Origin of the sequence: Enterobacter cloacae (assembly GCF_013375935.1) — a bacterium.
GTDB lineage: Bacteria > Pseudomonadota > Gammaproteobacteria > Enterobacterales > Enterobacteriaceae > Enterobacter > Enterobacter pasteurii.
Genome location: NZ_CP056117.1, coordinates 1,467,054 through 1,485,889 on the forward strand (window position 1 = coordinate 1,467,054; position 18,836 = coordinate 1,485,889).

19 protein-coding genes are annotated in these 18,836 nt (G+C 57.0%); 9 read left to right on the forward strand and 10 right to left on the reverse strand.

All coding sequences use genetic code 11. The annotated features are described in order from the left end of the window. The first annotated feature begins 6 nt into the window (after positions 1-6). Genes dam through trpS form a run of 4 tightly spaced genes read left to right on the forward strand, consistent with a single transcriptional unit; the run spans position 7 to position 3,287 of the window. On the forward strand, positions 7-819 hold the full coding sequence (gene dam, locus HWQ14_RS06835; protein ID WP_148420598.1) for an adenine-specific DNA-methyltransferase: 813 nt from the start codon (positions 7-9) through the stop codon (positions 817-819). 39 nt (positions 820-858) lie between these two features. Next, entirely contained in the window at positions 859-1,536 is a 678-nt protein-coding gene (rpe, locus tag HWQ14_RS06840; RefSeq protein WP_176609321.1) for a ribulose-phosphate 3-epimerase, read from the forward strand. Further along, positions 1,529-2,290: a phosphoglycolate phosphatase gene (gene gph / locus HWQ14_RS06845; protein ID WP_176609322.1), complete on the forward strand. Its 762-nt coding sequence runs from the start codon at positions 1,529-1,531 to the stop codon at positions 2,288-2,290. The genes rpe and gph overlap by 8 nt, the downstream gene beginning before the upstream one ends. Then, positions 2,283-3,287, forward strand: a complete 1,005-nt coding sequence (gene trpS / locus HWQ14_RS06850; RefSeq protein ID WP_176609323.1) for a tryptophan--tRNA ligase — start codon at positions 2,283-2,285, stop codon at positions 3,285-3,287. Before gph ends, trpS begins: the two co-directional genes overlap by 8 nt. A 143-nt stretch (positions 3,288-3,430) precedes the next feature. Here trpS and HWQ14_RS06855 read toward each other — a convergent pair whose 3' ends face one another. The 5 genes from HWQ14_RS06855 to tsgA form a co-directional block, all read right to left on the reverse strand. Next, positions 3,431-3,601 (reverse strand): YhfL family protein, encoded by a 171-nt coding sequence (locus HWQ14_RS06855; RefSeq protein WP_008503029.1) that lies wholly within the window; start codon positions 3,599-3,601, stop codon positions 3,431-3,433. Positions 3,602-3,745: 144 nt separating this feature from the next. Beyond that, a complete protein-coding gene (cysG, locus tag HWQ14_RS06860; protein WP_176609324.1) occupies positions 3,746-5,119 on the reverse strand; it encodes a siroheme synthase CysG in 1,374 nt (457 codons plus the stop codon). Positions 5,120-5,253: 134 nt separating this feature from the next. Then, positions 5,254-5,580 carry a nitrite reductase small subunit NirD gene (gene nirD, locus HWQ14_RS06865; RefSeq protein WP_176609325.1) on the reverse strand — a complete coding sequence of 109 codons (327 nt, stop codon included), beginning with the start codon at positions 5,578-5,580 and terminating at the stop codon, positions 5,254-5,256. After that, positions 5,577-8,120 (reverse strand): nitrite reductase large subunit NirB, encoded by a 2,544-nt coding sequence (gene nirB, locus HWQ14_RS06870; RefSeq protein ID WP_148422586.1) that lies wholly within the window; start codon positions 8,118-8,120, stop codon positions 5,577-5,579. The genes nirD and nirB overlap by 4 nt, the downstream gene beginning before the upstream one ends. Before the next feature lie 259 nt (positions 8,121-8,379). Then, positions 8,380-9,564 carry an MFS transporter TsgA gene (tsgA, locus tag HWQ14_RS06875; RefSeq protein WP_176609326.1) on the reverse strand — a complete coding sequence of 395 codons (1,185 nt, stop codon included), beginning with the start codon at positions 9,562-9,564 and terminating at the stop codon, positions 8,380-8,382. A 278-nt stretch (positions 9,565-9,842) separates the two neighbouring features. On the opposite strand from tsgA, the gene ppiA reads away from it, so the two are divergent. The 4 genes from ppiA to argD all read left to right on the forward strand — a co-directional run bounded on the left by ppiA (position 9,843) and on the right by argD (position 13,007). Further along, positions 9,843-10,415: a peptidylprolyl isomerase A gene (ppiA, locus tag HWQ14_RS06880; RefSeq protein WP_000920483.1), complete on the forward strand. Its 573-nt coding sequence runs from the start codon at positions 9,843-9,845 to the stop codon at positions 10,413-10,415. Between the two features lie 105 nt (positions 10,416-10,520). Next, complete coding sequence (locus tag HWQ14_RS06885; protein ID WP_176609327.1) at positions 10,521-11,105, forward strand: putative adenosine monophosphate-protein transferase Fic; 585 nt, start codon at positions 10,521-10,523, stop codon at positions 11,103-11,105. A 30-nt stretch (positions 11,106-11,135) separates the two neighbouring features. Further along, a complete protein-coding gene (gene pabA / locus HWQ14_RS06890; RefSeq protein ID WP_176609328.1) occupies positions 11,136-11,699 on the forward strand; it encodes an aminodeoxychorismate synthase component 2 in 564 nt (187 codons plus the stop codon). A gap of 87 nt (positions 11,700-11,786) precedes the next feature. After that, positions 11,787-13,007 (forward strand): bifunctional acetylornithine/succinyldiaminopimelate transaminase, encoded by a 1,221-nt coding sequence (argD, locus tag HWQ14_RS06895; RefSeq protein WP_176609329.1) that lies wholly within the window; start codon positions 11,787-11,789, stop codon positions 13,005-13,007. Here the strand turns inward: argD and HWQ14_RS06900 are convergent. Continuing rightward, positions 13,004-15,091: a YccS/YhfK family putative transporter gene (locus tag HWQ14_RS06900; RefSeq protein ID WP_148422608.1), complete on the reverse strand. Its 2,088-nt coding sequence runs from the start codon at positions 15,089-15,091 to the stop codon at positions 13,004-13,006. The genes argD and HWQ14_RS06900 overlap by 4 nt on opposite strands. A gap of 57 nt (positions 15,092-15,148) precedes the next feature. Continuing rightward, entirely contained in the window at positions 15,149-15,781 is a 633-nt protein-coding gene (crp, locus tag HWQ14_RS06905; protein ID WP_000242758.1) for a cAMP-activated global transcriptional regulator CRP, read from the reverse strand. Positions 15,782-16,091: 310 nt separating this feature from the next. Here crp and HWQ14_RS06910 point away from each other — a divergent pair, with 310 nt between their 5' ends. After that, complete coding sequence (locus HWQ14_RS06910) at positions 16,092-16,496, forward strand: OsmC family protein (RefSeq protein WP_032644551.1); 405 nt, start codon at positions 16,092-16,094, stop codon at positions 16,494-16,496. A gap of 64 nt (positions 16,497-16,560) precedes the next feature. Here the strand turns inward: HWQ14_RS06910 and HWQ14_RS06915 are convergent, their stop codons facing one another. Genes HWQ14_RS06915 through HWQ14_RS06925 form a run of 3 tightly spaced genes read right to left on the reverse strand, consistent with a single transcriptional unit; the run spans position 16,561 to position 18,695 of the window. Then, positions 16,561-17,427, reverse strand: coding sequence for a phosphoribulokinase (locus tag HWQ14_RS06915; RefSeq protein ID WP_176609330.1), 867 nt, complete (start codon positions 17,425-17,427; stop codon positions 16,561-16,563). Between the two features lie 30 nt (positions 17,428-17,457). Beyond that, complete coding sequence (locus tag HWQ14_RS06920; RefSeq protein ID WP_003861664.1) at positions 17,458-17,676, reverse strand: YheU family protein; 219 nt, start codon at positions 17,674-17,676, stop codon at positions 17,458-17,460. After that, positions 17,673-18,695: a hydrolase gene (locus tag HWQ14_RS06925; RefSeq protein WP_148422592.1), complete on the reverse strand. Its 1,023-nt coding sequence runs from the start codon at positions 18,693-18,695 to the stop codon at positions 17,673-17,675. Before HWQ14_RS06925 ends, HWQ14_RS06920 begins: the two co-directional genes overlap by 4 nt. Positions 18,696-18,836: the final 141 nt, after the last annotated feature.

Sequence of the window (18,836 nt, forward strand, 5' to 3'; positions counted from 1 at the left end):
GTCAGCATGAAAAAAAATCGCGCTTTTCTGAAATGGGCAGGGGGGAAATACCCCCTGCTCGACGATATTAAAAAGCACCTGCCGAAAGGCGAGTGTCTTATTGAGCCCTTCGTGGGCGCGGGATCGGTGTTTCTGAATACCGATTTTTCTCGTTATATCCTGGCGGATATCAACAGCGACCTCATCAGCCTCTATAACATTGTTAAGCTGCGTACCGACGAGTATGTGGAAGAGGCACGCAAGCTGTTTACGCCAGAGAACAACAGCCCGGACGTTTACTATCAGTTCCGCGCTGAGTTTAACCAGAGCCAGGATCCGTTCCGCCGCGCGCTGTTGTTCCTCTATCTCAACCGTCATGGCTATAACGGCCTGTGCCGGTATAACCTGCGTGGCGAATTTAACGTGCCGTTTGGCCGCTATAAGCGCCCCTATTTCCCGCAGGCCGAGCTGTATCACTTTGCTGAAAAAGCGCAGAATGCCGAGTTCTACTGCCTTTCGTATGAAGCGTGCATGGAGCTGGCTGGCGTAAACTCGGTGGTCTACTGCGATCCGCCTTACGCGCCGCTTTCGGCCACGGCAAATTTTACCGCCTACCACACCAACAGCTTTAGCCCGGCCGAGCAGGCCCGTCTGGCAGAGATGGCGGAAAAGCTGGTCAGCAAAAGAATTCCGGTGTTAATTTCGAATCACGACACGCCTGATACGCGCGAATGGTACAAAGCCGCGAAGCATTTTCAGGTAAAAGTGCGTCGTAGCATTAGCAGCAACGGCGGCACACGTAAAAAGGTGGACGAACTTCTGGCGCTTTATCGACCCTGAGCCTTTGCCCGCCGGTAAACACATTTCAAGGAGATGCGGATGAAACAGTTTTTGATTGCTCCCTCAATTCTGTCGGCCGATTTTGCCCGCCTGGGTGAAGACACAGCCAAAGCTCTCGCGGCTGGCGCGGACGTCGTCCATTTCGACGTTATGGATAACCACTACGTTCCCAACCTGACCATCGGCCCGATGGTGCTTAAAGCGCTGCGTAACTACGGCATCACCGCGCCCATTGACGTGCACCTGATGGTGAAGCCGGTTGATCGCATCGTGCCTGATTTTGCCGCGGCGGGTGCCAGCATCATCACGTTCCATCCGGAAGCCTCCGAGCACGTCGACCGCACCCTGCAGCTTATCAAAGAGAACGGCTGTAAGGCGGGGCTGGTGTTTAACCCGGCGACGCCGCTGAGCTATCTCGACTACGTGATGGACAAGCTGGACGTGATCCTGCTGATGTCCGTCAACCCGGGCTTTGGCGGCCAGTCGTTTATCCCTCAGACCCTCGACAAGCTGCGTGAAGTGCGCCGCCGTATTGACGAGTCTGGCTATGATATTCGCCTGGAAGTGGACGGCGGCGTGAAGGTCAGTAACATCGGTGAGATTGCGGCTGCGGGGGCAGATATGTTCGTTGCAGGCTCTGCCATCTTCGACCAACCGGATTACAAAACCGTCATTGATGAAATGCGCCGTGAACTGGCGAAGGTAAGTCATGGATAAATTGCAGGCTATTCGGGGTGTAGCATTTGACCTCGACGGCACGCTGGTCGACAGCGCGCCAGGATTAACCAGCGCCGTCGATCGTGCGCTGTATGCGCTTGAACTACCCGTTGCGGGCGAAGAGCGCGTCGTGACGTGGATTGGTAACGGTGCGGACGTGCTGATGGAGCGCGCGCTGACCTGGGCTCGTCAGGAGCGCGCCTCTCAGCGTTCCGCGCAGGGAAAGCCGGGCGTTGACCACGCGGATATTCCCCAGGACGAGCAGCAGCGTATTCTGCGCAAGCTGTTCGACCGCTTCTACGAAGAGACCGTTGAAGAGGGCAGTTTCCTGTTCCCGGACGTGGCTGAAACCCTGAGTGCGCTGCACGCGAAAGGTATTCCGCTGGGGCTGGTCACCAACAAGCCGACGCCGTTTGTTGCGCCCCTGCTGGACGCGCTGGATATCGCGAAATACTTCTCCGTGATTGTGGGCGGCGATGACGTGCAGAACAAAAAGCCGCATCCCGAGCCGCTGCTGCTTGTGGCAGGAAAATTATCCTTATCGCCTGCGGAGCTGCTCTTTGTCGGCGATTCACGCAATGATATTCTGGCCGCCAGAGCGGCAGGTTGCCCCTCTGTTGGGTTGACCTATGGCTACAACTACGGTGAGGCCATCACGCTGAGTGAGCCGGACGTCGTGTTCGACCACTTCAAAGATTTGTTGCCCGCACTCGGGCTCTCGCACAGTGAACATCAGGAATTGAATAATGACTAAGCCCATCGTTTTTAGTGGCGCACAGCCTTCAGGTGAACTGACCATTGGTAACTATATGGGTGCGTTACGTCAGTGGGTGAGCATGCAGGATGACTACCACTGCATCTATTGCATCGTGGATTTGCATGCCATCACCGCCCGTCAGGATCCCGAGAAGCTGCGTAAAGCGACGCTGGATACGCTGGCGCTGTACCTGGCGTGCGGCATCGATCCTGAGAAAAGCACCATCTTCGTTCAGTCTCACGTGCCTGAGCACGCGCAGCTGGGCTGGGCGCTGAACTGCTACACCTACTTTGGTGAGCTGAGCCGCATGACCCAGTTTAAGGATAAGTCTGCCCGCTACTCTGAAAACATCAACGCCGGCCTGTTTGACTATCCGGTGCTGATGGCGGCAGACATTCTGCTGTACCAGACCAACCAGGTGCCGGTGGGTGAAGACCAGAAGCAGCATCTGGAGCTGAGCCGCGATATCGCCCAGCGCTTTAACGCCCTGTACGGTGACGTATTCAAAGTGCCTGAGCCGTTTATTCCGAAATCCGGCGCGCGCGTGATGTCGCTGCTGGAGCCGACCAAGAAAATGTCCAAGTCTGACGATAACCGCAACAACGTTATCGGCCTGCTGGAAGATCCGAAATCGGTGGTGAAAAAGCTGAAGCGTGCGGTGACCGACTCCGACGAGCCGCCTGTTGTGCGCTACGACGTGCAGAACAAAGCCGGCGTTTCCAACCTGCTGGATATCCTCTCCGGCGTAACCGGACAGAGCATCCCTGAGCTGGAAAAACACTTCGAGGGCAAGATGTACGGCCACCTGAAAGGCGAAGTGGCAGAAGCGGTTTCAGGAATGCTGACCGAGCTGCAGGAGCGCTATAACCGCTTCCGCAACGACGAAGCCTTCCTGCAAAAAGTGATGAAAGACGGTGCGGAAAAAGCCAGCGCGCGCGCATCCGAAACGCTTAAAGCGGTATACGAAGCAATCGGGTTTGTCGCTAAGCCATAGCTAAAAGCAAAACGGTAACCACGTTACCGTTTTTAGAGTTTATTCCCTCTCCCTGTGGGAGAGGGCCAGGATGAGGGCATCAGGCCGCACCACCCAAACTAAAAAACCGGGAAACCCCCGGTTTTTTTACGCCTGAAAAACGCTTACTGCTGTGCTGCCGGGCCGCAGCCACCAATGATCTTCGAAATGGAGATCGCCGGGTGCAGCAGGTAATCATAGCTGCAGTTATTTTTGGTGTTTTGAACGTGACCGGTGCAGGCAGTCAGAGTCGATAACAGGCCAACCAGAACGGCGGCTTTTGCCAGTTTGAACATACGCATTCCTTGTCTAAATATCGAAAAATGGATGTAACACGAGGGAATAAATGGAAAAGTTCCACTATGCGGACGGTATGTTATCGACTGCGGTAAGAAGGGAGTAGTCCGCTTAAAGACTACTCCCGGACAAGAGAATATGCGTTAGTGGTTTGAGAACCAGTTCAGCTTTTCGCGAAGCTCAACCACGCGGCCAACGACGATCAGCGCCGGGCTTTCAACCTGCTGCGCCAGCTCGCCCAGCTGCGTCAGCACGCCATCGACCACGCGCTGGGTAATAGCGGTACCGTTTTCCACCAGCGCGACCGGCATATCTGCCTCCATGCCGTGCTCCAGAAGCCTGGCCTGAATGGTCGCAGCCTGATTAAGCCCCATGTAGAACACCAGCGTCTGCTTTTCAGCGGCCAGATTATGCCAGTCCAGCTCGCTGCCGGTTTTCAGGTGGCCCGTCACCAGGCGCACGCTCTGGGCATAGTCGCGATGGGTTAACGGTATGCCGGAATAGGCAGAGCAGCCGGATGCCGCCGTAATGCCCGGCACCACGGAGAACGGAATGCCCGCGTTGCACAGGGTTTCCAGCTCCTCGCCGCCGCGGCCAAAGATAAACGGATCGCCGCCCTTCAGGCGCACCACGCGCTTACCTTTCTGCGCTTCCCGCAGCAGGATCTGGTTAATTTCTTCCTGCGGCACGCAGTGGTAGCCCGCCCGTTTGCCGACGAAAACCCGGTCAGCGTCGCGGCGCACCAGGTTCATGATGTCATCGGAGACCAGTCGGTCATACACCACGATGTCGGCCTGCTGGATCTGCTGCAGGCCTTTCAGCGTCAGCAGACCCGCATCGCCGGGGCCTGCGCCTACCAGCACCACTTCGCCACGATGATCCAGCGGTTCAGAGAGCAGCTGCTCGGTCGTCTCTTCAACGGCCTTCGCGTCCTGATTTGCCAGCGACTGCGCCAGCCTGTCGTTGACGAAGAATTTCTCCCAGAAGCGGCGGCGCTCGCCCACGGTCGCGAAGGTTTGCTTCACGCGTGAACGCAGTTGACCTGCATAGTGGGCGATCTGGCCGAGATGCTGCGGCAACACGGCCTCCAGCTTTTCCCGCAGCAGGCGGGCAAGAACGGGCGAGCGGCCGCCGGACGACACCGCAATCATCAGCGGTGAGCGGTCGATAATCGACGGCATGATAAAGCTGGCCTCTTTCGGCGCATCCACCACGTTACAGAAGATCCGGCGCGCTTCGCAGGCGTCGCTGACGCGCTGGTTCACCCCGTCGTCGTCCGTGGCGGCAATCGTCAGCCAGCAGGTTTCCAGCAGGGATTCGTCAAACTCACCCTGTACCAGCGCGAGCATCCCTTCCTGCGCCCAGACGTGAAACTGCGGGGCAAAGGTGAGGGCGTTGACGGTCAGTCGGGCGCCAGCCTCAAGCAGCAGGCGCGCCTTGCGTTCAGCCACATCGCCGCCGCCCACGAGCAGGCAGTCGCGGTTGCGTAATTGACAAAAAATCGGCAGGTGATCCACGACGTTACCTCACAGCATGGGTGGCGGGGGAAGAATTGACGTCAGGATAACAGCAGGAATCGTACAGAACATACGGTTTTTCCTGCCGTTACCCATAAGGGGTCATAAGCCTTTCCTATTGAAAAGGCGGGGCGTTACGCTTTCAGCTGCACCTCGCCGTCCTTCACGCGAACGTCGTAGTGCTTGACCGAGAAGCTTTCATCTTCCATGCAGTAGCCGTCGGTTAAGCGGAAACGCTGCTTTTTCAGCGGGCTGGCGACCCACAGCTCGCCCTGGTGCTCCGCAATAAGTCCGCGTGAGAGCACGCTGGCCTCGAAGAACGGGTCGATATTGCTGATGGCAAAGACCTGTTCGTCGTGGCGAGGACGGAAAATCGCGACCTGCTCGTTACCCAGCAGCGCGCAAACGCCGGTCGCTGGCAGAATGTCGTTAATGTTGCAGATGTTTACCCACTGGCTCATGCGTTTTCCTCCACCAGCATCACCGGAATGCGTTCATACGGTGTTGCAGGACGATGCTGTTCGCGCTCTGGCACCACCTGCACGTTCGGGTCGCGCTGGGTGCTGTTGATAAAGTGTTTGAAGCGAGTCTGCGCCGCTGGCGTGTTCACGGTTTCGGTCCACTCGCAGATCACCGCCTCGCGCAGGCGAGCCATCTCGGACTCCAGCTGTTCATTCAGGCCCAGCTTGTCGTCGATGATGACCGATTTCAGGTAGTCGATGCCGCCTTCCAGGTTATCCAGCCAGGACGCGGTACGGGTCAGCTTATCGGCGGTGCGAATGTAGAACATCATGAAGCGGTCGAGATACTTGATCAGCGTATCGCGATCGAGATCCGCAGCCAGCAGGTCGGCGTGGCGTGGCTTCATCCCGCCGTTACCGCATACGTACAGGTTCCAGCCTTTCTCGGTGGCGATAATACCCACGTCTTTACCCTGCGCTTCCGCACATTCACGGGTACAGCCGGAGACGCCGAACTTCATTTTGTGCGGCGTACGGATGCCCTTGTAGCGGTTTTCCAGCTCTACGCCGAAGCCCACGCTGTCGCCCACGCCGTAGCGGCACCAGGTGCTGCCCACGCAGGTTTTCGCCATGCGCAGCGCCTTGGCGTACGCGTGACCCGTTTCGAATCCTGCTTCAATCAGCTGACGCCAGATTTCCGGCAGGTCATCTTTTTGCGCGCCGAACAGGCCGATACGCTGGGAACCGGTAATTTTGGTGTACAGGTTAAACTCGCGGGCGATTCGTCCCACGGCGACCAGGCCTTCCGGGGTAATTTCCCCACCGGCAGAACGCGGGATCACCGAGTAAGTACCGTCTTTCTGGATATTGGCCAGGAAGTTATCGTTGGTGTCCTGCAGCGGCGTGTGCTCAGGTTTGAGCACGTATTCGTTCCAGCAGGACGCCAGCAGGGAACCGACGGTCGGCTTACACACTTCACAGCCGTAGCCCTGGCCGTGTTTCTCCAGCAGTTCGTCGAAGGACTTAATGCCTTCCACGCGGATCAGGTGGTACAGCTCCTGGCGAGAGTAGGCAAAGTGCTCGCACAGGTTGTTGTTTACTTCGATGCCCTGTTTTGCCAGCTCAGCGTTCAGCACCTGCGTTACCAGCGGAATACAGCCGCCGCAGCCGGTACCGGCTTTGGTTTCGGCCTTCAGCGCCGCAACGGTGTGGCAGCCTTTGTTGATGGCGGAGATCAGCATGCCTTTGGTCACGTCGAAGCAGGAGCAAATCTGCGCGCTGTCCGGCAGTTTATCCACGCCGATAGACGGTTTGCCGCTGGACGCGTGGGCCGGAAGGATCAGCGCGTCCGGGTTTTCCGGCAGCTCAATGGCGTTCAGCACCAGCTGGAGCAGGTTGCCGAAGTCGCTGGTATCGCCTACCAGCACCGCACCGAGCAGGGTTTTGTTGTCCTGGCTGACGATGAGACGTTTATAGACTTCTTTGCTTTCGTCCAGATAGACGTAGCTGCGGGAGTTCGGGGTACGGCCGTGCGCATCGCCGATACCGCCCACGTCTACGCCCAGCAGCTTCAGCTTGGCGCTCATGTCTGCGCCGGTGAAGGCGTTTTCGCTGCCGAGGATATGGTCAACGGCGACCTGCGCCATTTTGTACCCTGGCGCTACCAGACCATACACGCGGTTATTCCAGCTGGCGCACTCGCCGATGGCGTAAATATCCGGATCGGAGGTCTGGCAGGTATCGTTGATCATGATCCCGCCGCGCTGCGCAACGGCCAGGCCGCACTGAGTGGCCAGCTTATCGCGCGGGCGAATACCGGTAGAGAAGACGATAAAGTCCACTTCCAGCTCGCTGCCGTCGGCAAAGCGCATGGTTTTACGCGCTTCGGTGCCTTCCTGAACGATCTCTTTGGTGTTTTTGCTGGTGTGAACCTTCACGCCCATGCTTTCAATCTTGCGGCGCAGCTGATCGCCACCCATGTGGTCCAGCTGTTCGGCCATCAGCATCGGGGCAAATTCGATGACGTGGGTTTCAATGCCGAGGTTTTTCAGCGCGCCCGCTGCTTCCAGGCCCAGCAGACCACCGCCGACAACCGCACCGCGTTTGCTGCGGCGCGCGCAGGATTCAATGGCGTTGAGATCTTCAATGGTGCGGTAAACGAAGCAATCCTGGGTGTCCGAACCTTTAATTGGCGGGATCCACGGATACGAGCCAGTCGCCATAATCAGCTTATCGTAAAAAACCGTACGCCCGGCGCTGGAGTGGATCACTTTCTCCTGACGGTTGATGGTGATAGCGCGTTCGCCCACCAGCACTTTTACGCCATGCTTCTCGTAGAACCCTTCGCGCACCAGGGATAGCTCTTCGGCGGTATGGTGGGAGAAGTAGGAAGACAGGTGCACACGGTCGTACGCCTTGCGGGGTTCTTCACAGAACACGGTAATATCGAACTGGTCAGCATCGGCTTTATCAAGAAGATCCTCAATAAAGCGGTGGCCGACCATGCCGTTACCGATGATAGCGAGTCTGACTTTGCTCATTTTTGCCTCGATTTCTTTTCTATTACTGCCTACCTTAACGATTCAGCAGGGGCACTTATTGATGCAAATCAAATACGCCTTCACCTACCCCTTAGGGGGTATATGTATGATTTGTCAGGATTTTTATAAGTGGCGGATATTGTTCGATTTTTGTGCTTGCTGGTTTTTTGCACAAATTTGTGTGGATTTTGAGAACGCGGCGGGCAGGGCGGGCGAGGCGGGGAATCACCCCTTTGCAGGCGCAAAGGGGTGATGGCGATTAATGGGTAGCGGTTGCCGTATTGTGCTGGCGATGGCGGGTCACGAAGCCGAGCACGAAGCACATGATAAATACCACCGCGTACAGACCGTTAGCGGTATGCAGCGCCGCCAGCGGGCCGCTGTGCGCTACGATCGGGCCAGTGACCACGAAGGTCAGCATGGTGCCGATGGTGCCGCAGGTCAGCACGAAGTTCACCAGCTTCGGTGAGGCCACTTTGGTCTGGAGCGAGCCAAGGGTGATGATCGAGGTATAAATCGCGCTGGAGAAGAAGCCCAGGGTGAGGATGAACCATGGCATATGCTCCGGAGAGCCGTTGATGAACAGATACATCAGCACGGTCGCCAGACCCGCCAGCACGGTCAGAATACGTTGCAGGTCGAAGAAGCGCAGGATGAAGCTAAACGCCCACATGCCGAACATGTAAGACATCCAGAAATCGCTCACCAGTTTGCCCGCGTCGTTCAGGCTCATGCCCAGACCTTTCGCGTATTCCGGTACCCACGAGATAAAGCCCAGCTGGCCCAGGATGTAGCACAGGGCGGCGATGGAGAGGAACAGCACGCCGATACCCCATTTTTCCTTCGCAACCGGCTCTGAGGCAGCCTGCGCTTTTTTGCCCAGCACCGGGAAGTCACAGCCGAAGGTCAGAATGAAGATCGCAACATAGACCAGACCAATGCAGGCGTACACCCAGTACCATTCGATGCTGCGCGCGATAAGATACGCGGCGACCATCGGGAAAATCATCCCGGCCATGCTGAAGAAGGAGTCGGTAAACAGCAGACGCGCGCCGCGCTGGCGGCCTTCATACATATGGGTGATCAGGAACGTACCGATCGACATGGTGATACCGCTCACGAGGCCCAGCACGAACATGGCGGCAGAGAACAGGGCGATGCTGTGGCTCAGCATCAGGCCCGCCACGGCGGCAACCATCAGCACAAAGCCGAAACGCAGCTGCGTTTTCAGCGGCACGATTTCCATCAGCCAGGCATTAAGGAAAATAGAGATCAGGATCCCCGCGTTCAGGAAGGTAAAGGTGTTACTCATGCTGGAAACGGGCAGCTGGAAGTAGTCTGCGATATTTCCCATCACCATTCCGGTGACGATCACCAGCGCGCCGGTCAGGGCGTAAGAGAAGAAGCTGATCCATGTGAGCTTGATGCGGTTGCTGTTAGTCATGTCTGGCCTGTTAAAAGTAAAGAAAAACGCAGTGAGTGCGTTTGAGCGGGCAGATTTTAGTCTCGAAAGTGATCTAATTAAATCTTTTCAGAAAATTTTGAGCACAATTGCAGGCTTTATCGTGATAAAGATCACATTAAACCGCGTGATGGACAATCGTTTGCGCGGTAATAATTGTTTCAATTTCGTAAAATTAGGTAAAAGACTGGTCTGGGTTCATACTGCTCTTTAGAATCAAGCCATTCGCTTTTTATACTGCGCTTTGTTAAGGAATTCTCATGCTCAAATCAACACTGGCGGCTGTCGCAGCTGTGTTTGCTCTTTCTGCCGTTTCCCCTGCTGCGCTGGCAGCAAAAGGAGACCCCCACGTCCTGCTGACAACCTCTGCGGGGAATATTGAGCTGGAGCTGGATAGCCAGAAAGCCCCTGTTTCTGTGAAAAACTTCCTCGACTATGTGAACAGTGGTTTCTATAACAACACCACGTTCCACCGCGTCATCCCGGGCTTTATGATTCAGGGCGGCGGTTTTAACGAGCAGATGCAGCAGAAACAGCCTAACCCGCCAATTAAAAATGAAGCAGACAACGGCCTGCTGAACAAGCGCGGCACCATCTCCATGGCGCGTACGGCGGACAAAGACAGCGCCACCAGCCAGTTCTTCCTCAACGTGGCGGACAACGCCTTCCTGGACCACGGCCAGCGCGACTTCGGCTACGCGGTGTTCGGCAAGGTGGTGAAAGGCATGGACGTTGCGGACAAGATCTCTCAGGTGCAGACCCACGATGTTGGTCCTTATCAGAATGTGCCGTCAAAACCGGTGGTGATCCTCTCCGCGAAAGTGCTGCCGTAACCCTTCACACGCGGGCAGATCCTGCCCGTGTGAAACTGCCCTCCCTGCGAAAGCGCGTTTTGCTGCTTATACTTGTGGCAAACGGACTATTCAGGGAGGCGTTTAGTGAAAAAACTCACCGACAAGCAAAAATCCCGTCTCTGGGAGCGACAGCGCAATACCAATCTACAGGCGAGCAGCCTCCTTGAAAAAGGTCATGGTCCTGCTGAACCCCACATTGATACGCTGGAGCTTGGGCCTTCAGCACCCGGTTTGCCCCATCTGTGCCACATTCACCGCCATCTGTATCGCAGCGAGATGAAGCGGGCAGGCGAGTTCCGTACCGACGATATTTTTAAAGGTGAGATCCCTTTCTGCCATTTCGAATACATCGAGACGATGGGAAATGAACTGATGGCGGCGCTGGAAAGCGACAGGTATCTGGTTGGCCTTCAGAAAGAGGCGTTTATCGAACGCATAAGTCATTACTACTGTGAAATCAATATGCTACATCCGTTCTCGAGCGGTAACGGCATTGCGCAGCGCGTATTCTTTGAACAGCTGGCAATCCATGCCGGCTACATCCTGGACTGGCGCGATATCGATCCTGAGCAGTGGGTGGCGGCAAACCAGAGCGGTGCAACCGGAGATTTGACCGACCTGAAATCCATCTTTGCCAAAGTAGTGAGCGAAGCGCGGGAATCTGAGTAGAATAGGGCGGCATTTTTTTCGGGAGCCGCCATGATTTTGCTGATTGATAACTACGATTCCTTCACCTGGAACCTTTACCAGTATTTTTGTGAGCTGGGTGCAGAGGTGGTTGTCCGTCGCAACGACGACATCGCGCTGGCCGACATTGAAACGCTGGCTCCGCGAAAAATAGTGATATCGCCGGGGCCGTGCACCCCGTCCGAGTCCGGTATCTCCTTGGACGCTATCCGCCACTACGCGGGCAGGCTGCCGATTCTGGGCGTCTGCCTGGGGCATCAGGCCATTGCGCAGGCGTTTGGCGCAACCATTGTCCGCGCCGCGAAGGTGATGCACGGCAAAACCTCACCGGTCTCCCACACCGGCGCGGGCGTATTCGCGGGGTTAAATAACCCGTTAACCGTCACGCGCTACCACTCTCTGGTCATCGACCCGCCAACGCTACCCGCCTGTTTTGAGGTTACCGCCTGGAGCGAGACGCAGGAGATCATGGGCATCCGCCACCGGGAATGGGATCTCGAAGGCGTGCAGTTCCACCCGGAAAGTATTCTCAGCGAGCAGGGGCACGCGCTGCTGGCTAATTTCCTCAATCGCTGAATATCAGTTGCCTTGCTGTGATTTTTTATGCATATTTTGTGATTATATTTTCACAATCACTGTGACATAAAAATGGATGGTCATGACATGGCAACTGAACAACCAGCAATTACCCGCGCGACATTCGATGAAGTGATCCTGCCGATTTATGCACCGGCTGAGTTTATCCCGGTGAAAGGGAAAGGCAGCCGCGTCTGGGATCAGCAGGGTAACGAGTACGTTGATTTCGCGGGCGGTATTGCGGTGACGGCGCTGGGCCATTGCCATCCTGCGCTGGTGGAGGCGCTGAAAACCCAGGGCGAAACCCTGTGGCACACCAGCAACGTTTTCACCAACGAACCGGCGCTGCGTCTCGGGCGTAAAATCATCGATGCGACCTTTGCCGAGCGCGTGCTGTTTATGAACTCCGGCACCGAAGCCAACGAAACGGCCTTCAAGCTGGCGCGCTATTACGCCACTACGCGCCACAGCCCGTACAAAACCAAAATCATCGCGTTTCATAACGCCTTCCACGGCCGTTCCTTCTTCACCGTTTCCGTGGGCGGCCAGCCGAAGTATTCCGACGGCTTTGGTCCGAAACCTGCGGATATCATCCACGTGCCGTTTAACGATCTGCACGCGGTGAAAGCGGTGATGGACGACCACACCTGCGCGGTGGTGGTTGAGCCAATCCAGGGCGAAGGCGGCGTGACGGCGGCCACGCCGGAATTCCTGAAAGGGCTGCGCGAGCTGTGCGATGCGCACCAGGCGCTGCTGGTGTTTGATGAAGTCCAGTGCGGGATGGGGCGTACCGGGGATCTGTTCGCCTATATGCACTACGGCGTAACGCCGGATATTCTGACCAGCGCCAAAGCGCTCGGCGGCGGTTTCCCGGTCAGCGCGGTGCTCACCACCCAGGATATCGCTTCCGCGTTCCACGTCGGCTCGCACGGCTCTACCTACGGCGGTAATCCGCTGGCATGCGCCGTGGCGGGCGCGGCATTCGACATCATTAATACGCCGGACGTTCTGAACGGCGTGAACGCGAAGCGCGAACGGTTTGTGAAGCACCTTCAGCAGATTGACGACCAGTATGACGTCTTCAGCGAGATCCGCGGGATGGGGCTGTTGATTGGCGCGGAGCTAAAGCCGCAGTACAAAGGCCGCGCGCGCGATTTCCTGCACGCTGCCGCGCATGAAGGCGTTATGGTGCTCAACGCGGGGCCGGACGTCATGCGCTTTGCGCCGTCGCTGGTGGTGGAAGAGAAAGATATTGAAGACGGGTTAAGCCGTTTTGCAGCGGCGGTCGCGAAGATTGTAAAAGGTTAATACGCCGTCCGCTTCAGCCTGCGGGTTAACCAAATCCCGTGATGCGGACGCTGGCGCCATGCCACCGACGAAATGGTGTGCATGGTGTTCAGATGCCCCAGCACGCGCTGCAAATGCTGCTCCAGGGTGCTCATCGGCCCGTGGGTCAGCGTCTCCGGCGCTTCCAGTATATTCGTTTCTCCCGACTCGCCCGGCGCGTCATACTCCAGACGCTGCTGGCAGCGCTGCAGCGCAATTTCACACGACTGCAAATAGCGCTGCGCCAGATCCGGCGTCAGCATCGTGTGCTCGCGCGCCAGCGTGGTCATGGCGTTAATATGCTCGACGATGAACTGGCTGTGCGTTACCCACAGCTTCATGTCCGCCAGATAGTGTGCGTTAAAGCCCGGCTCCTGCATGGCCTGGTTGAGGGAGTTGAACAGGGCGTTATGCGCCTGGTTGACCTTCATCCGCTCGTAGGCCAGCGGGGAAGGCTGCGGATCGTCGCTCAGGATCAGGCGAATCGCCCGCTGGTCGGCCTCCAGCGCGTCGTGGGCGTTCTGCCTCAGCAGCCCGCTCTGCCACTGCGGCCACAGCCAGACCATGCCGCCAAAGGCGATCAGGCAGCCAATCAGCGTATCGACCAGCCGGGCGATAATAAACTGTTCCCCGTTTAGCGTGAGCAGCTGCAGGGTATATACCGCCGTCACCGTAAAGCCCACCATCGCCCAGCCGTAGTTTTTGCGGATAATCAGGTAGCTCACCAGGGTAATGGCCAGCATGCCGGCCAGCGTGTAGCCCTCCGGCACGTGGAAGTGCAGCGTCACGCCCGCGATAATCAGCCCCGCCATGGTGCCTCCCGCCCGGTGCAGAATACGTACCCGCGTGGCGCCGTAGCCGTTCTGGGTGACAAACAGCACGGTCATTAAGATCCAGTAGGGTTTCGGCAGGTGCAGTGCCATGCCCATCAGGCTGGCGACGCTCAGCATCACGCTTATCCGGGCGGCGTTACGCAGGGCGGCTGACTTCAGCGACAGATAGCTTTTCAGGGCGGGCAGCAGCGGGAGCCGCTTTTGCTTATCCGCCATCAGGTCACGGGCGTACAGCGGGCGCTGGGTGCGCAGCACCCGGGCGATACGGCTGAAATGCCAGGCGGCAAACTGGCCGACCGGGTTATCCGGGTGCTGACGCGCAATCTTCTCCAGCGCGCCGAGCTGTTTGTCCATGGTAAAGCGCGTCGGGTAGCGGTGATAGAGAATATCGTCCGCCAGCACCCGCAGGCGCGCCGCAACGGTCTGCGCGTTCCAGCGGATCACCGCCTCCGCGTGGCTGCGCTCCACCAGCTTTTGCACCTCTTCCGGGTGGTGAAGGCTGACGGAGATATGCTCCTGCAAATCCAGCCCGACCTGGAAGATACGCAGCAGCCGCTTGTATTCCTGGTTTTGGCTGGCGGCGAGCATGTGCAGCTGCTGGTAGCACTGGCTTATCAGATCCACCACCTTTTGCTGGCGCTCCAGCAGCGGCGGCAGCGATTTTTCCGGATCGGTGTGCTGCGTCAGCAGGGTATATTTCGCTTCGCAATACTCCGCCAGCTGACGGTAGAGCAGGCTGAGGGATTCGCGCATCGGCTGTTCCCGCCACAGCCAGAACCAGAACCAGTTAAACAGCCCGTACCATAGCGTGCCGAGGGCGTAGATCAGCAACGGCTCCCACACCGGCATATTGCCCGCCAGGCTTAAGGTGAAGATGGCGGCGATCAGCGACGCGGGAAGGAGGCGGGCGTGCAGCGAGCTGATTTCGGCGGTCACGCCGAGGGTCATCGCCAGCACGGTCAGGATCAGCGGCAGGGGAATGTCCCGGGCCAGCAGGAGCTGGACGGCAAGGCTACAGCCGGCAAACAGGCAGCCGCCGACGATCAGGCGTTTGAAAAAACGTTTATGCGGCGTGTCCAGACCGGCAATGTTGCAGCAGGCGGGAACGAGGGAAAACAGCAGGCCCTGCTGTAGATGTCCGAGGATCAGGCCCACGGCCACGGGAAGACACAGCACCAGCGTTTGTCGCAGTGCGTAGTTAACTTCCGGGTGATAGATCAGCCTGCGCCACATTAGGAGTAGAGACAAAAACGGCGTGCCACCCTGCGGCGGCACGCCGTTTGGCCGGAATTAACGGGTTCCGTAGACCACGATAGTTTTACCGTGGGCAGAGATCAGGTTCTGATCTTCCAGCATCTTCAGGATACGGCCCACTGTTTCACGGGAACAACCGACGATCTGACCAATTTCCTGGCGGGTAATTTTAATTTGCATGCCGTCAGGGTGGGTCATGGCGTCTGGCTGTTTCGCCAGGTTCAGCAGGGTCTGCGCGATACGGCCGGTCACGTCCAGGAAGGCCAGGTTGCCTACCTTCTCAGAGGTCACCTGCAGACGGCGAGCCATCTGGGAAGAAAGACGCATCAGGATGTCAGGGTTAACCTGAATCAGCTGACGGAATTTCTTGTAAGAAATTTCAGCCACTTCACATGCTGTTTTTGCACGAACCCAGGCGCTACGTTCCTGGCCTTCTTCAAACAGGCCCAGTTCACCGATAAAATCACCCTGGTTCAGATAAGAAAGGATCATCTCTTTCCCTTCTTCATCTTTGATCAGCACGGCCACCGAGCCTTTAACGATGTAATACAACGTTTCCGCTTTTTCACCCTGGTGAATCAGCGTGCTCTTTGATGGGTACTTATGAATGTGGCAATGAGACAAGAACCATTCGAGAGTCGGGTCTGTTTGCGGTTTGCCAAGCACCATGCGCTGTTATCCTCTGTTATAAGCTGTCACCAGAGTCATAAGATGCATCCGGACTCTGGGGTTGCAATCGAATTCTTACCCATACCTGGGAAGTCGGCTGTTGTAACGTTTCGCAGCCAGTAAAGTTTGATGTCCTCTGCATACATGTGTAACGTCAATGTATTACTGTAGCATCCAGAGTGTTTTAGCATAGCTTTCGCCGCGTGTCTCCTGGTGTCTCGCTTCAGCATGACGCAGGTCGCCTTCCGTTGCGAGAAATGTAACGTACACGTAATCTGTCATAAAAAATGCAACGTTGGAGTGAGTGAATATGCAAGCGCGCGTGAAATGGGTTGAAGGGTTAACGTTCCTGGGCGAGTCCGCTTCCGGGCATCAGATTTTGATGGATGGCAACTCCGGCGATAAAGCCCCAAGCCCTATGGAAATGGTGCTGATGGCCGCGGGTGGATGCAGCGCTATCGACGTGGTGTCGATCCTGCAAAAAGGCCGTCATGACGTGACCGATTGTGAAGTGAAGCTGACGTCAGAACGTCGTGAAGAGGCGCCACGCCTGTTTACGCACATCAATCTGCACTTTGTGGTCACCGGTAAAGCGCTGAAGGACGCGGCGGTGTCCCGCGCGGTGGACCTCTCCGCGGAGAAGTACTGCTCGGTGGCGTTAATGCTCGAGAAAGCGGTAAACATCACGCATTCGTATGAGGTGATCGAGGCGTGAGTGAGGGGGTATCTGCGTGTTGATGCCCTCACCCTAACCCTCTCCCACAGGAGAGGGGATATGATTATGCGATCTGCTTCCCTTCCATCAACCGCTGTACCAGCGGCGTCATGATCAGCTCCATCGCCAGCCCCATTTTTCCGCCCGGCACCACTAACGTATTCATATGCGAAATAAATGAACCCTGCAGCATCGCCAGCAGCCACGGGTAGTCGATGCCTTCCAGATTGCGGAAGTGGATCACCACGAAGCTCTCGTCCAGCGACGGAATGCTTTTTGCGGCGAACGGGTTTGAAGTGTCTACGGTAGGGACGCGCTGGAAGTTGATATGGGTTCGGGAAAACTGTGGCGTCAGGAAGTTGATGTAATCTTCCATGGAACGTACTACCGAGTCCATCACCGCCTCGCGAGAGTGCCCGCGCTCGCTGATGTCACGCGTCAGCTTCTGGATCCACTCAAGGTTAACAATCGGCACCACGCCCACCAGCAAATCCACATGGCGCGCCACGTCGTGCTGTGGCGTGACCACGCCGCCGTGCAACCCTTCATAAAACAGCACGTCAGTCGGTTCCGGGAGAGGCTGCCAGGGCGTGAACGTGCCCGGCACCTGATTCCAGGGCACGGCTTCATCGTAGGTGTGCAGATACTTGCGGGACTGTCCGGTACCGCTCTGCCCGTATTCACGGAAGGTTTGCTCCAGCAGGCCGAAGTCATTGGCCTCCGGTCCGAAGTAGCTAATGTGTTTACCCAGATCGCGCGCCTTGCGGATGGCCATGTCCATCTCCGGGCGCGTGTAGCGGTGAAAGCTGTCGCCTTCCACCTCTGCCGCCCGTAAATTCAGCTGTGCGAAGATCTTGCGAAAGGCGAGGCTGGTGGTGGTTCCCGCCCCGCTCGAACCCGTAACGGCAATAACCGGATGTCTGGCAGACATAGCAACTCCCTGACTGGAAAGGTTTAAAGATCAGCCATGAAACGCGTTGCGGGGCATAATATTGACCGTCTCATGCAGTTCGGACCATACCAGCACCACGTCGCCGCTCTTAAGCTGGCGCTTAACATCGTTGACCTTTTGTTCAAGCGAACGTTCATGTTCACCATAATCGGTGCCTTCGCGCAAGACAAAGCTTTCAATCAGGTTATCGAGCGTTTCGGGAGAGAGATCCTGCCAGGGAATAATCATTTTTTACCGTCCAGATAGGCCGTTAACCAGTCGGGTATACGCGTCTCAAGCCACATTTTTGGCCGACGCAGCGTGCCGCCAACAAAGCCCACGTGGCCGCCAAACTCGGTGAGCTGATACTCCACGTTATCCGGCAGATAGTCAGGGGCGGGGATCGAGTGATGATCCATAAACGGGTCATCTTTGGCGTGGATAATCAGCGTGGGTTTCGTGATTTGATTCAGCAAAGGCATGGCGCTGCACTGACGGTAATAGTCAATTGCATCGGCAAAACCGTGGATCTTTGAGGTGATCAAATCATCAAACTCGCGCAGGCGCTTCACGCGTTTGAGCTGTTGCAGCGTGACGGGCAGCGTGTCCGGATAGGCCTTCAGCTTGCGCGCGGCGTTAGCCTTCAGCAGGTTGAGCAGATACCGCTGATAAACCCGCGAAAACCCCTTTTCCATATGATAGCTGCACTGCTCCAGCATAAACGGCGCGGAGACAATAACCGCCGCGTCCAGCGGCACCGCGTCGCTCTCCTTCGCCAGCAGGCAGGCCAGCATGTTACCCCCCAGCGAATACCCCACCGCCGCCGTAGGCGCCGCGCCAAAATTGTCTCTCAGCCAGTGCAGGAACCAGGTGCCGTCCTCGGTTTCACCCGAGTGATAAATGCGTTTTTGCCGATTTGGCTCGCCGCTGCATCCGCGAAAGTGCATCACCACCCCAAGCCAGCCGCGGGCCTTTGCCGCCTCGATGAGGCCGTGCGCGTAAGGGCTGTGCAGGCTGCCCTCCAGACCGTGAAACACCACGAGACGGGGTTTATGCCTGGCCTGCTCTGGCGCTTCGCTCCAGGCGAGATCCAAAAAGTCACCGTCCGGCAGGTCAATGCGCTGCCAGTGGGGGTTGAACTGCACCTTGCGGCGGATCAGGCGCGGGAGCATGGTTTGCAGGTGGGGGTTAGCCACACCGCGCATGGGCACGAACTCGGCGCTCTCTTCGGCTGCAATGTCGAAGTCTGAGGGAATGATTTGGGTCATAAGGGCGATGCTGATTCTTGTCAGAAATTAACTATACCTTCCGAATTGTACCCCGTTTAGCCCGTTTTTCCGAAACATGAACTGATCCCGATCACATTTCCTTACCTTGTTTATTACTCTCAAGCTAATGATTCACTCCTA